The 13,107-nt window shown below is 59.7% G+C and carries 15 protein-coding genes; 6 read left to right on the top strand and 9 right to left on the bottom strand.

Annotated features, from left to right (window positions below):
- Window positions 1–30 precede the first annotated feature (30 nt).
- Both C2U37_RS01740 and queF read right to left on the bottom strand, forming a co-directional pair.
- Window positions 31–2,301 (bottom strand): hypothetical protein, encoded by a 2,271-nt coding sequence (locus C2U37_RS01740; protein WP_043152477.1) that lies wholly within the window; start codon window positions 2,299–2,301, stop codon window positions 31–33.
- A 116-nt stretch (window positions 2,302–2,417) separates the two neighbouring features.
- Window positions 2,418–3,266, bottom strand: a complete 849-nt coding sequence (queF, locus tag C2U37_RS01735) for an NADPH-dependent 7-cyano-7-deazaguanine reductase QueF (protein WP_043152474.1) — start codon at window positions 3,264–3,266, stop codon at window positions 2,418–2,420.
- A 105-nt stretch (window positions 3,267–3,371) separates the two neighbouring features.
- On the opposite strand from queF, the gene syd reads away from it, so the two are divergent.
- Window positions 3,372–3,920: a SecY-interacting protein gene (syd, locus tag C2U37_RS01730; RefSeq protein ID WP_010673386.1), complete on the top strand. Its 549-nt coding sequence runs from the start codon at window positions 3,372–3,374 to the stop codon at window positions 3,918–3,920.
- A gap of 86 nt (window positions 3,921–4,006) precedes the next feature.
- Here syd and C2U37_RS01725 read toward each other — a convergent pair whose 3' ends face one another.
- The 5 genes from C2U37_RS01725 to C2U37_RS01705 form a co-directional block, all read right to left on the bottom strand.
- Window positions 4,007–4,792, bottom strand: a complete 786-nt coding sequence (locus C2U37_RS01725; protein ID WP_010673387.1) for a Zn-ribbon-containing protein — start codon at window positions 4,790–4,792, stop codon at window positions 4,007–4,009.
- A gap of 9 nt (window positions 4,793–4,801) precedes the next feature.
- Entirely contained in the window at window positions 4,802–5,107 is a 306-nt protein-coding gene (locus C2U37_RS01720; RefSeq protein ID WP_010673388.1) for a DNA-binding protein, read from the bottom strand.
- Between the two features lie 181 nt (window positions 5,108–5,288).
- A complete protein-coding gene (locus tag C2U37_RS01715) occupies window positions 5,289–5,525 on the bottom strand; it encodes a DUF2789 domain-containing protein (RefSeq protein ID WP_010673389.1) in 237 nt (78 codons plus the stop codon).
- A 59-nt stretch (window positions 5,526–5,584) separates the two neighbouring features.
- Window positions 5,585–5,881 carry a DUF3301 domain-containing protein gene (locus C2U37_RS01710; RefSeq protein ID WP_010673390.1) on the bottom strand — a complete coding sequence of 99 codons (297 nt, stop codon included), beginning with the start codon at window positions 5,879–5,881 and terminating at the stop codon, window positions 5,585–5,587.
- 68 nt (window positions 5,882–5,949) lie between these two features.
- Complete coding sequence (locus C2U37_RS01705; RefSeq protein WP_039039422.1) at window positions 5,950–6,978, bottom strand: DUF3549 family protein; 1,029 nt, start codon at window positions 6,976–6,978, stop codon at window positions 5,950–5,952.
- A 197-nt stretch (window positions 6,979–7,175) separates the two neighbouring features.
- Between C2U37_RS01705 and C2U37_RS01700 the strand changes: the two genes are divergently transcribed.
- The 3 genes from C2U37_RS01700 to C2U37_RS01690 all read left to right on the top strand — a co-directional run bounded on the left by C2U37_RS01700 (window position 7,176) and on the right by C2U37_RS01690 (window position 8,912).
- A complete protein-coding gene (locus tag C2U37_RS01700) occupies window positions 7,176–7,511 on the top strand; it encodes a YqcC family protein (protein ID WP_010673392.1) in 336 nt (111 codons plus the stop codon).
- A complete protein-coding gene (truC, locus tag C2U37_RS01695; RefSeq protein ID WP_373870915.1) occupies window positions 7,511–8,287 on the top strand; it encodes a tRNA pseudouridine(65) synthase TruC in 777 nt (258 codons plus the stop codon). Before C2U37_RS01700 ends, truC begins: the two co-directional genes overlap by 1 nt.
- A gap of 184 nt (window positions 8,288–8,471) precedes the next feature.
- Complete coding sequence (locus C2U37_RS01690) at window positions 8,472–8,912, top strand: flavodoxin (RefSeq protein ID WP_043152293.1); 441 nt, start codon at window positions 8,472–8,474, stop codon at window positions 8,910–8,912.
- Between the two features lie 71 nt (window positions 8,913–8,983).
- Here the strand turns inward: C2U37_RS01690 and C2U37_RS24515 are convergent, their stop codons facing one another.
- Window positions 8,984–9,124, bottom strand: coding sequence for a hypothetical protein (locus C2U37_RS24515; protein ID WP_155488369.1), 141 nt, complete (start codon window positions 9,122–9,124; stop codon window positions 8,984–8,986).
- Window positions 9,125–9,439: 315 nt separating this feature from the next.
- Between C2U37_RS24515 and C2U37_RS01685 the strand changes: the two genes are divergently transcribed.
- On the top strand, window positions 9,440–10,714 hold the full coding sequence (locus tag C2U37_RS01685; RefSeq protein ID WP_043152296.1) for a maltoporin: 1,275 nt from the start codon (window positions 9,440–9,442) through the stop codon (window positions 10,712–10,714).
- A gap of 182 nt (window positions 10,715–10,896) precedes the next feature.
- The gene (locus tag C2U37_RS01680) at window positions 10,897–11,766 is read left to right on the top strand and encodes a MalM family protein (protein ID WP_223937916.1); all 870 of its coding nucleotides are present in this window, start codon (window positions 10,897–10,899) and stop codon (window positions 11,764–11,766) included.
- Window positions 11,767–11,833: 67 nt separating this feature from the next.
- Here C2U37_RS01680 and C2U37_RS01675 read toward each other — a convergent pair whose 3' ends face one another.
- The gene (locus C2U37_RS01675) at window positions 11,834–13,036 is read right to left on the bottom strand and encodes an ISL3-like element ISAeme19 family transposase (RefSeq protein ID WP_076611394.1); all 1,203 of its coding nucleotides are present in this window, start codon (window positions 13,034–13,036) and stop codon (window positions 11,834–11,836) included.
- Window positions 13,037–13,107: the final 71 nt, after the last annotated feature.

The following is a 13,107-nucleotide window of genomic DNA, read 5'->3' as shown; positions in this document are numbered from 1 at the left end:
CAATCAAAGACCCCGTTGAGTACCTTTTTGTCAAGGATTGTCCGCAACCTTCATCCGTGAAAGCGCAAGCCAGTTAACCCATTGCTTTTCATGAGAAGAATTTACTTTTACCAGTCCCTTGTCAATTGCCATCAAGCAGCATTGCCACACATCTCCGTTAAAAAATGCGGCCTGCTGGCAATCGATGGCGGCCAGCTCAAGCCAGACGCTCTGCTGGCATTTTTCGCTGAGCTGAATGGCACCCGAGAGGGCCAGGTAGCAGAGATCGAACAGGCCGTGGTGATCGAGGGCCATGGCCGCCTTGGGCAGGAAGGGATGACTGACGATGCCGAGGCTGATGCACCTGTCCAGCGGGTGCTCGCAGGGGAAGGCTGCCAGGGTGTCGAGCAGGGTCTGGGCCAGCTGATGCAACTGGGCCACGTGGCGCTGGGGCACCACATAGAGCAGGTGGCCTTCGCGCAGGTCGTAGATGCGGCCATCCTGCGGGGTCAGTTCGTTGACGTAACGGCCGAAGGCCTGCTCTATCTCGCGGCTGACCTGATAGCCGTGCTGCTCCAGGCTGTTGATCAGGAAGGGAACCCGGAACAGCAGGTAGTGCAGCTTGTCGTCAAATTCGCTGGTGGGGCGTTCGCTCAGGTACCAGCGCTCGGATTTTTGCTGGCGCTTGGCCATCTCCCGCGGCCAGCGGCTCATCAGTCGCTGCCAGTTGGCCAGGCCGCTGCGCGGCTCTACCAGCAGGGCTTCTCCCAGCTGTTTGGCATGAAGGCGCGCGACCCGCAGTTTCAGCCAGAGGGTGAAAAACAAATAGATGAAGAGTGCCAGCAGCAGCCCGGTGCTGACGCTGGTCCAGAGGTATCGCTCCTGCTGGTGCTGGCTGACGTCGAGTTGCTGTTCCAGCTCCTTGACCTGTTGCACACGCTCCACCTGGGCGTAGTTGTCGCGCACCGCCTCCTGCTCCAGCGCCAGCTGTTGCTGGCGAACCAGTTCGCTGCGCTGGTGGTAATTCTTGTAGCTCTCCAGGGCCTGCTGGAGGTAACCCTTCTGCTCATAGGCGACGGAGAGCAGGCGGAAGATCTCGAATTGGCGCCGGATGTCCCCAATCCGGTTGGCCAGGGTGAGAGCGTTCTCCAACTGCAGGATGGCGATGCCCGCCTCCTGCTGCTTGAGGTGCAGCTCTCCCAGCAACAGCAGGGTGTCGATGAGCGACTCCTTGTCATCCCCCAGCTCATGGGACTGGCGTGCGGCGTTCAGGTAGTTTCGCGCCAGGTTGAGGTTGCCGGTCTGCAGGTAGGTCTTGCCTATCTCGAACTTGAGATGGGCGATGCGGGTGCGGTTGCTGCTCTCGTCCAGCAGGTCGAGAGCATTGAAGAAATAGACCAGCGCCATGTTCATCTCGCCCTGATCCCGGTTGAGACGGGCGAGCACGATCAGGGCGTCGCTCAGCATGGAGGAATTGCCGAGGGCATGAAAATAGTTGGCCGCCTCGCTGGCGTATTGCAGCGCTTTTTGTGGCTCCTGCTCTTCCTGATAGAGGCTGACCATCTGGTTCGAGAGCAGGCCGAGGAAGAGGGGATCCTGCAGGGGTTTGGCTTGCTGTTGTGCTTCGATGTATTCCCCCAGTGCAAGCTGGGGCTGACCCAGCGCCTGATAGAGATCCCCGCCCACGGCGCTGGTCCAGGCCCTGGCCAGAGGCTGTTTGGCGTGTTCCGCCCATTTGCGGGTCTCGGCCAGCTGCTGTTTGGCGAGATCGAATTGCCGCTCCTCTACGCTGGCGTTGACGCGTAGCAGACGGCTGTAGACCTGCAACTGGCTCTCCTTGAGGTCGGGATTGGCCAGCAGTTTGTCGAGTTTGTCGAGCAGGGGGGACGCGGCGCCATGGGTATGCTGTTGCAGATTGCGGCTTCGAACCAGCAGATAGAGCCCATGGGCCTGCAGCTCGAACTGCTGCTCTTTCTCGGCCATGGCGATGCCCTGCTCAAAGGACTCCTGTGCCTGGGTGAACTGCCCTAGCTGCTGCAGACACTCCCCCTTGAGCAGATAGGCGCCCGTGGTCTGGGTGGCGGTACCGTAGTTCAGCATCGGCTCGCGATAGCCGTACTCCTGACGGTTGCTGATGATCTGCTTGGGATTGTTGGCCGTGCGTTCGAGGAAGGAGGTGGCAATCTGGGCACATCTGGCGGGATCGGTCAGCACCAGGGTCTGGGCCTGCTGCAGGTCGATGGACAACTGCTCCTTGGCCAGATCCAGATCAGGAGCCGACAAGGAGGACATCATCATTGCCAGAAAAAACAGTTGATTCATTGGATTAAGAACGGCACGGAGGTGCAGGCATGTTATCCAAGCCCACCCCCGCCCGTCCAGAGTTTACTGAGGTGATGCGCAGCGGGCCGCAGCCCGCAGGATGGCGGCGCCGGTGATTACTGGCGAATGAGGCGCAGGTTCGCCGGAACCGGCTCCCAGTCGCTGCGGAAAGGGTTGATGTCCAGGCCGCCGCGGCGGGTGTAACGGGCATGGACGGTCAGTTGTTCCGGGGCGCAGAAGTGTTTGAGATCGGTAAAGATGCGCTCGATGCACTGCTCGTGGAACTCGTTGTGCTGGCGGAACGAGATGAGGTAGCGCAACAGCTTCTCCCGGTCGAGGCGCGGGCCGCGATAGTGGATCACCACGGATCCCCAGTCCGGCTGGCTGGTCACTAGGCAGTTGGACTTGAGCAGGTGGCTGTGCAGGGTCTCCTCCACGATCTCGCGACCGGCGGCCCCTTGCAGCAGGGTCTCGTCAAACTCGTAGCCATCCACCTCGATATCCAGGTTGTCGATGCACTCACCGGGCAGCTGGGCTATCTGGTGGGTGGCCTGGTCGAGGGTGAAGAGGGTGACGCTCACCGGGGCACCAGCGCAGCCACTCAGGTCCTGAACCAGCAGCGCTTGCACCGCCTCCAGGGAGTCGCAACGGGTCTGGTTGAAGGAGTTCAGGTAAAGCTTGAACGACTTGGACTCGATGAGATTCGGGCTGGTGGCCGGCACAAAGACCTCCCCGATGGCAACCACGGGCTTGCCTTTGGCATTGAGCCAGGAGAGTTCATACAGGGTCCAGACGTCGCTCCCCTGGAAGGGCAGTTCACCTCTCAGGCCAAGATCGTCGCGGTTCAGGCTGCGTGGCACGGGCTGCAGCAGACTCGGGGTGTACTGGCTGATGTAGGCTGACTGCTGCCCCAGGCTCAGGCCTTGCAGCGCACTGGCGCCGGCGTATCTCTCTTGTTTGCTCATGCTGGTTTGCTCACGCTTGTCTGATAAAGGGTTTGATGGTGCAATGGCCCGATTTTTCGATCAGGTACTTGCGGCCATCAGAGGCCGCTATTGTGGGGAATATCGATGTCGGATCAAGTCCTGTCTGCCCTGGAGCAGTTCTTTTTACGCTGGCAGCGCGATGGCGAAGGAAGGCGGGGGCTGCCCCTGTGTGACTGGGAGGCCGACTGGCGCTCTCCTTGCGAGCTGGATGAACCCAGGGAGGGTCGGGTAGCCTGGCGTCCGTTCCAGCGGGAGCAGGCAGCCGACTTCACGGCCATGGCGAACGCCCTGGAGCTGACGCTGCATCCCAGCGCCATCGCCCTGTTTGGCCACTGGTTCAGCCGCCCTCTGCCCTGCTCTTTCAAGGGGCTGCGCATCGAACTCATCCTGCCGTGGAACGATGCCGATCTGGATCTGCTCAAGGAGAACCTCATCGGCCACCTGCTGATGCTGCGCAAGTTGAAGCGATCCCCTTCACTCTTCATTGCCACGACCCGCAACGAGATGACGCTGGTGTCCCTCGATAACGAGAGCGGCCAGGTGTGGCTGGAGTGGCTGGACTCCGGACGGCGCCTGACGCTGGCCCCCTCGTTGCCGGCCTTTCTGGCGCGACTGGAAACCTTGCCCCAGTGATGCTCCAAAAGAGAGGGCCTTGCCACCTGGCAAGGCCCTCTCTTTTTATGGTGCCATTTTATTGCGCCATTGTGCGCGGTAGGCTCCTACTCCTTGAAGTCCCAGGAGAGGTTGGAGACCAGCCTGCAAGGCTCGCACCTGAAGTCGAAGATCTCGTGCAGGGGGGCGGCCAGCGCCCATGGACCACCACAGCCAGGGCAGGGGCGAGCCCGCTCTTCGGCGGCGCTCAGGCCGCCTACCCGGTAGAGATAGTAATAGGTGGGAATGCCGCTCAGGAGCTCCAGCCGTCTGGCGAGATCGCTGCCCCGGCGATGAAGGCGGCTGCCCACCTCGCCGATTTCGTGCAGGGCGGCGTGCTCGGCAATGGAGCCGTTCATCTGCAACTGATCGCAGGCCTCCCAATCTTCCTGCCACTTGATGATCTGCTTGTGGTCACCGTTGGCGACGGCGGGCAGCCGATAGAGCGGGATGGGGGCGAAGTGATCGCCACAGCGCAGGGGAGAGCAACTGTGCAGGAAGCTGGTGTAGAGCAGCATCCAGCTGGGACGCTCCCCCTGCTCTGCGCACGGGTCCGTGCTGTCCGAGAGCAGATCCGCCCCTTGCAGGTGGAGTTTGGGGGTGAGCAGGCCCGCCTGGTGCAGACCTTGCTCGGCAAGGGCGACCAGCTCGCTCTGGTTGTCAGGGTGCAGGCTGTCCTGCTCCGTGCAGACCACCCGGCTGACGAAATAGCCTTCGTGCATGCTGGTGGGAAACTCCCGCCCCAGGATCTGACCCTGATAGCGCAGCATGTCGAGGTAGTGGACGATGGCCCGTTCGGCCTCCCCGAGGGAGGTATCGCGGTAGCACTCAAAGGTGAGTTCGAGGATATACATGGCGATGGGTCAATCCGGCTTCTGGTTGAGCAGCAGATCGGTGAGGCGATCGACCTTCTGCTCCAGCCGGGCGAGCTGTTCGCTCAGTTGCTGAAGAGTGACGCTTTCCGTGGCCAAGGGGGACGCCTCGGGGGCACTGGCGGGGGCGGGCGCTGTCGCCGCGGGCTGGGGTTGTTGCTTCCACTGGCTCAACACCTTGAGCAGCTCGGCCATGGGCACGGGATGGCTGAGGCGGGCCTTGACCATGGCGGTAGAGGGGGTGATCCCCCTGGCACTGAGTTCGTTGGCTATCTGGATGATCTCTTGGGCTGACATCTTGGCTCCTGCACGGCCGTCTTGCTGCGGGTGGATAGTGGCACAGAGCTTAATCAAAGCCTGTCCATCAGGAAAGCGGAGCGAAGGGCGTGGGTGGCGAGAGGGAGGGGCGCCTGGGCGATGGAGGGAGGGGATTGGCGGCTCCGCGTCTACCCAACGCTGGCCGCCGGGAGTGGGGGGATCAGGTCCCCTGGCGCAGCATCACGTCCAGTTGGTCGATGGCTTCCGCCCAGTCGGCGTCGTGGCTGAGGGCATCGCGCAGAAAGTCTGCCTGGGAAGGAGTCCAGAACGGCGCGTCGGGTAACTGGGTATGGCGATCGATGGGATGGTCGCGGATAAAACGCTGCTGGCTGATGTCGTCACTGGCCAGCCCCAGCTGGGCAAACAGGGCGGCCATGTCATGGGTGAGCAATTCCATGTCGGTACTCCTTGGAAGGGGGCTGTGGAAGAGTATAGCCAGCCCCCGTGCTCTCAAATCTAGGAGGGGAGACGATGGGGTGGCAGTTCGACACCGGCGACATGCAGCCCCTGCATGCAGAGCTGTCCCTGATAATAGCTCTCTCCGTCGCTGGAGAACTCGAACTGGTAGTAGGTGAGCAGGCGCAGGGGCTTGTGCCCCAGGGCGCGGTGTGTCCGCGCCAGCGACAGCAGTTGCAGGTCGTGGTGCTGGCAGTAGCGGCGCATGTATTGCCAGGCCAGCTCCGCCTGGCGGCGCTGTTGCCAGAAGGCCCAGCCAACGAGGCCGAGCAGCAAGATCCCAAGCATTTCTCCCATCAGCGGGTTCCTTCTGTGATATGTGTGGGGCCCTGTTCACCCCAGGCAACAGGGCCGTCGTGCCGGGCCTAGGTGGCAGCGAACAGGCGACCGATGGCCAGACCCAAGGCCTCGCTGCGTTCGGGGTCACGCAGTTTTGCCAGCATATCATTGCGCAAGGCCGGTAGCGTGACGAGCTCGGCAAATACCTGGTTGAAGAACTGGGTGGGTTGCAGGGCGAGCTGCTCCAGAAACAGGCCGAGCAGTTCGGGGTGTTTCAGATCGGGCCAGAGGCGGCCAGCGATGGCGAGGAGCAGGGAGGGACTTGGCCGGGTTTGCAGCAGGGTCAACAGCTTGTTGGTGCGCAGTCCGTTGCCCGGGCAGGAGGCCAGTGCCCGGCACAGATAGGCCAGGGTTTCGGGGTCAGGCTCGGCGCACTCCTGCTCCTTGCCGATGCGCTCCAGCAATGCGCCTTGCAGGGCAGGGGGCAGGGGGGCGTTCTCCAGGCTCTGGCACAGGGCGTAAAGAGGGGCCTGCGGCAGCATGGGCAAGGCCTTGCAGACCAGTGCCAGGTTGCGTTCAACCTGCAGCCGCTCCGCGAGATCTGCAAACCCTTGCAGTCCCAGTGCCTGCCACCCCTCTTCCCCCGGCGCCGCCAGATAGTGGCAGAGGGCCTCGTAGTAAGCGGAAGGGGCTTGTTCCAGCTGGCGGGCCAGCTTGGCGTGCACACTGGCCATCTTGGCCTCGGCCGGACGGAAGGTGTAGGGGTTGTCCGCCAGACGCTGGGCCTTCTCTTCGTCCAGTTCACCGGTGAGCTTGTAGCCCAGAGTCTCTACCACCTGATCCATGAAATGCTTGGGGCCGCTGGAGATGAGCAGGCCGCGTTCATCGAGGGCGAACTTGAGGAACCAGAGGTAGTGCCTGGATTCGGTTGGCTGGAAGAAGTGCACGCCGAGCCAGGCGTGCTGCTGTAACGGCCAGGGGTAGGGCTCCTGCTGCTGCTCGATGCGCACGAAGAGGTCGCTGGGGAGCGGGCGCACCTGGCGGCCCAGATCGAACAGCTGGAACTGGGTATCGGCCTGGGTCAGAAACTCGGTCAGGGTGTTGATGGAAGACATGAAGAGATCCCGCTTGAAGATAATGCGGGCGATTATAAGGGGGCTGCACCAGATAGCCAGAGGCGGTGATGCAGGGTATGAAGGTGACGGTAACATGGCAGCCATTGCGGGGTCGGTGTATAGTAGCGCCCCTTTTTGATGGCCGTATTGAGTGGGGCCCCGTCGCAGACCGGGCCCGCGATGAGGAAGTGAGCGAGATGAATCAATATCTGCTGGTTGCCGGTCTGCTGGGAGAGCTGACTGCCGAGTTGCAACGTCTGGAACGCTGGCAAGCCGACCATCCGGGGAGCGAGGCGCTGGCAAGCGAGCTGCCGTTTTGTGTCGATACCCTGAGTTTCGATCAATGGCTGCAGTTCGTGCTGATCCCGCGTATGGAGCAACTGGTGCTGCTGCAGGCTCCGCTGCCGACCAGCGTCTCCCTCTATCCCATGGCAAGTGAGGTCTATAAAGAGGAGCTGGCGGAGGTCGAGGCCCTGCTTCGTCTGATCGCCCGTTTCGATCTGCTGCTCTCCGGCAAAGTGGTCGAACAATGATGGACGAGCAGACCCGGACAGCGGATGCCTTGCAGCCAACTCTGCTCTATCAGGATGACTGGCTGGTGGCGGTGAACAAACCGTCCGGTCTCCTGGTGCACCGCAGTTGGCTCGACAAGGCCGAAACCCGTTTCGCCATGCAGATGACCCGGGATCTGATCGGGGGTCGTCATGTCTACCCCGTGCACCGACTGGACAGGCCCACTTCGGGTGTGCTGCTGTTTGCTCTCGATCCTGCCGTGGCCCGTACCCTGACCGAGGCCTTTGCTGCCCGTCAGATCCACAAGGAGTACCTGGCACTGGTGCGGGGATGGGCCCCCGAAGAGGGGCTCATCGACTATCCGCTCAAGGAGCAGCTGGACAAGATTGCCGATGCCTTCAGCGACCCGGATCGCCCCGCCCAGGAGGCGGTGACCGCGTTTCGTCGTCTGCATCAGGTCGAGTTGCCCTTCGCCGTCTCCAAGAAGCATCCCACCAGTCGCTACAGCCTGGTCCGCCTCTTTCCCAAGACGGGGCGCAAGCACCAGCTGCGCCGCCATCTGGATCACCTGTTCCACCCCATCGTCGGTGATACCACCCACGGGGATGGCCGACACAACCGCTTCTTTCGCGAGCACTACGGGTGCGACCGCCTGCTGCTGATCGCGCACCGTCTGAGCTTCGAGCATCCGGTGCTCAAGGTGCCGATGCGGATCCAGGCGCCCCTGGGCCCCGAGGTGCTGGGTCTGTTCGCCCGTCTGGGCTGGCCTGCCAGCGAGCAAGACTACGGCGCCTGAGCCTCTTTCCATCTGTTGCCTCTGACCGGGCTGTGGCATGCTGTAGCCCAGGTACGTCAGAGGAATGACTTATGGCTCAACGAGATATCGCCTGCGCAATCGCGTGCCCCCCGCCTGTTCAGGGGGGCTCTTCCTACCCATCCCGGTCTTGCCGGGCCCAATGTCTGTCCCTGAGGAGTCGCTGATGGCCGAGATCGACATCCTGGTCGGCACCGTCTACGGCTCTGCCATGCTGGTGGCCGAGACCCTCTGTGACCACCTGCAAGCCGATGGCCATGTCTGCCAGATCTTCGATGACGCGGCGCTGACCGACATCGATGCCTCCCGCGTTCTGCTCATCGTGACCGCCACCACGGGGCAGGGGGATATACCGCCCAATTTGCAGTCCTTTGCCAGTGCTCTGGCCGATCGTGCTCCTTATATGAAGGGATGGCGCTATGCCCTCATCGCCATGGGAGACAGCAGCTATGAACACTTCTGCGGAGCGGGGCGATCGCTGGATGCCCTGTTGCAGGAGCTGGCTGCCGAGCCACTGGTTGTGCACCTGGAAATCGATGCGACGGTAGAAGATGAGCCTGAAGTGGCGGCGCTGGCCTGGTTGAAAACCTGGGAAAATAGACTGTAGCCAGACCCTTCTCCCCGAGAATAAATTCACCTCCGTGAGTGTGCTGTCGGGGGGGGGTTATTTTTGGGGCGTCACGCCTCAGCCCCCAAATATATCCTCTCTTTCGTCCGGTTATTTTTCTCGCCAATGATGATAAGCGATTGGCCATATTCATCATCAACCACGACAAATTGAAAAATTAAAAGTTCCGCATTGAAAGCGATTTCAGTCATGTTTTTGCTACTGCGACATGGATTTATCACTTAACTCTCGTTGCAAATTAATATTTGAAAGCGCTTTCTTTAGTTATTGTTTTTCTTTTTTGTGCTTATCTTGGGTGGTTGGTGCCAAAAAATGAAAATTCATTGACATTTTGTGGCTGTGGCTGTCGGTGGCGTGCGATTTGTCATCGTTTTGTGAATCAGCTCATGTTTGCAGGGAATTTGGGTACCTATAATCGACCTCGGTTATCACCAAAACGTTTTTCCGGTGATAAGAACTTGAATATCAGGATCACACTCCTCTCAGCGGGAATAAGGAAAATGAAAATGAAAGCAAAGTGGCTCCCGATCGCTGCAGCAGTAACCGCAGCCCTGGCTTCCCAAGCCGCCTTCGCCGTTGATTTCCACGGCTACATGCGTTCCGGTGTCGGTACTTCCGATAACGGCAGCCTGCAAACCTATTCCAAGGCGAAAGTCGGTCGTCTGGGCAATGAAGCCGAGACCTACGGCGAAGTCCAGCTAGGTCAAGAGGCTTACAACAAGGACGGCAAGTCTTTCTACGTAGACTCCATGTTTGCAATGGTTTCTGGTCAGCAAGGTCGCGACTGGGAAAGCACTAGCGGTAGTGATGCCGACTTTGCCCTGCGCCAATTCAACGTCCAGGCCAAAGGCGTGCTGGGCTTCGCGCCGGAAGCCACTCTGTGGGCCGGTAAGCGTTACTATCAACGTCACGACATCCACATCTCCGACTTCTACTACTGGGATGTGTCTGGTGCCGGTGCTGGTGTAGAAAATATCCAGGCTGGTCCGGGCAAGCTCTCTTTTGCATGGCTGCGTAACGACCCGTGGGATGATTACGATCAGTTTGTAGGTGGTGTTGGTGTCGACAAGCGTGTTGATACGGACGTACTGGACCTGCGTTATGCCGGTATCCCGCTGTGGAAAGACGGCTCCCTGGAGCTGGGATATGACTACGCCCGCGGTAACCTGACCGATGAGCAGAAAGCGGCTCTGGGCAGCAAAGATTACGAGAAAAACGGCCACATGCTGACCGCCGAGCTGACCCAATCCATGCTGGGTGGCTTCAACAAGACCGTGGTTCAGTATTTCGCCGACGGTTATGCCGCTCAGGCTGTTGACTACGGTAGCGGTTCTGGCAGCGGCCTGAGCCAATCTGCCGCCAAGGGCGATGGCTGGCGCTTCATCAACTGGGGCGTGCTGCCCGTTGGCGATAAGGTCGAGTTCGGTCATCAGCTGGTTTACGGTACTGCCAGTGATATCGACAATGACAGCGCTGACAAAGACACCTTCTCCGTTGTCGTTCGCCCGATGTACAAGTGGAATGACACCATGAAGACCATCGCCGAGCTTGGCTATCACCATGACAGCTACAAGCCGAACAATGGCACCGAAACCAGCACCATCGGTAAGAAATACACCCTGGCTCAGGCCTGGTCCGCTGGCTCCAGCTTCTGGGCCCGCCCGGAAATCCGCGTATATGCTTCCTACCTGGATTCTGACGGCCAGTTCCGCCCGGATGCCAATGGCGTGAAGCAGGACGACTCCTGGAACTTCGGTGTTCAAGCTGAAGCTTGGTGGTAATCTGTTGACGTCATGACTGCAAGTGCCCCCGCATGACGGGGGCTCTTTTTTTACAACACGTTTCTTAGGGTCACGCGATGAGATATTCCAGATTAGCCTTGACTGTATTCTGTTCTGTTGTGCTGGGTGGGTGCGCCACGTTGGAAACGACGGTAGCGCCGACTCAGGAGTTCAAGTCCATCATGGGAAATCGCGACGTTGCGATGAGCCAATTGGCTACGGTTGGCAGCTGCTGTCACGATGTCTCCAGTCTGCCGTTCCAGGACATACAACCGGGCGCAACTAAGCTTATCCCCATTGATGGCAGCTCCCCCGTTTACGCTTTCAGCGAAGGGAAAAGCCACTTTGCCGCCTTCCGGTTGCCGGTCAACTCCGGTGACCTGCGCATCACGGTTGATGGCTTGATCGACAAATCGCTGTTCAACCCGACCGTCTTGATGCTGGATTCCAAATTCAATGTGACCCGCAAGTTGGGCAGCGACGTGTTCAAGTACGAGCCTGCACGCATGCTGCAAGGGGATCGCATGGAAGCCGTGTTTACCGTGGATCGCTCCTATGTTGGTAACCCCAATAACGAAAGTTACATGGTGATCTACACAGACCAGAGCGGTCTGGACAAAACAACCACCATCCTTAGCCCTTCCAAGCTGATGACCAAGTCGCTGGGGGTGGTTGATTATGGTGAAAAAGACCCCGTCATTCCGCACTCCCCCTGGGGCGTGGTCAGCCTCTCTGTGGAGGACTTGAGTGGTGTCAAAACCGAGAGCAACTATTACAAGCCTGTCTATCAGGATGTGATTGATGCCAACACCCCGGTAGTCAACACGGCACCAAACAAGCTTGTCGTGCCCCTGGCGACCGCCGGCGCAGTCAAGAGCAGTGCCCCCATGCTGAGCGAAACCGAGGCCTTCTATCAATCCCAGATCGAAAAAGCGGTGAAAGCCGGTGATATCGACAAGGCGATGCAACTGGTCAGCGAGGCGGAGCGGGCCGGTTCGACCAAGGCGAAATCGATCTTTATTGATGCGGTGAAGCGTTCCCAAAAGGGCTGAATATTGCCCGGTCTTTAAAATATAATATTTATTTGAGGCCTCCCTTGTTGGAGGCCTTTTTAATGGTTCATCGCGGCTTTCCGGGGAAGGCCGCCTTGATTTTCAGAAAAAAGTATTCTGAGTCCCTAAATCCATATGCCATACGCTTTATCACTTTGATCTTGTTGTTCACCCCTTCCAGCACACTCGTGTGCATCGGGTAGTTTGCACTCGCCAGGATCCCCCGCATATATTTCGATAAATTTCGACCAAATCGTTGCAGCGGCGCTAGCCCGCTTTCCTTCACCTGCCGCATCCAGCTCCGCCATCGTCGCCATCCTTCCCACACGCTCGGCGCATACCAGATGCCCTTCAACCCCTCTTTCAGCACGTACACCATCGCCAGCGGTTGATTCGCCGCCAACAGCTCCTGCAACTTCACATCCTGTTTTTCACTCAACTTCGCCCGATTACGTAGCAGCAACCAACGCGCACTTTTGACCACTTTTCGCGCCGGTTTATCGCTTTTCAGTGCATTCGCCTGCTCCACTCGCACCCGGTCCACCACCTCTCGGCCATAGCGAGCCACCACGTGGAACAGGTCGTAGACCACCTCCGCCTGCGGGCAGTGTTGCTTCACCTCCAGGTCGAACGCCGTGTTCATGTCCATCGCCACCGCTTCAATCTGCTGGCATCGCTCGCCGAGCTGCTCGAAGAAGGGACGGATAGCGGCCCGGCTGTTGCCGTGCCCCACCCACAGGACGCGGGTTCGCTCGGCATCCATGATCACGGTGGCATAGCGGTGTCCCTTGTGCAGGGCAAACTCATCCATCACCAGCCGCCGCACCTCCCCAAGTTCGATGGTGCCCACACTGGTCTGCAAACGGCGCTTGTCGATCTCCTTGATGGTGTGCCAACCGACCCCGGTGAGCTGGCTGACATGGCGGATGGGGAGGTACTGAACGAGCGCTTCAATCCAGCACTGCATGCGCCGGGTGAGGCGGGAGCCAGAGGGGAGCCAGTCGATATGTTCACTGACGCGACCACAGCGCAGACAGTCGACGCGGCGAACAGGCAGTTGTAACCAGACTTGTCGGTCAAATAGGTCTCGCTCACGCACCCGGCGGATACGTTGGTCGTGGATCAATGGCGTGGGTTGCAGGCATCGGCGACAACGGGGCAACAGGTCGGCGCGAGGCTCAAGGGTAAACAGGGTGTGATGGTTGGCAGAAAGCGCTTGGGCGATGACGGTATAACCTGGCCAGAAGGAGGCAATATCAATATGATGCACGGCGACAGCAGGGTGATGGTGGTGGTGTGTTTGGAGACAGCCAGTTTACCAGCACCCTGTCTGTCAACTTC

The organism is Aeromonas sp. ASNIH1 (assembly GCF_002934285.1).
Lineage (GTDB): Bacteria > Pseudomonadota > Gammaproteobacteria > Enterobacterales > Aeromonadaceae > Aeromonas > Aeromonas caviae.
The sequence above is the reverse complement of the archived record's forward strand: the minus strand, read 5'-3'. Positions and strand labels throughout refer to the sequence as shown.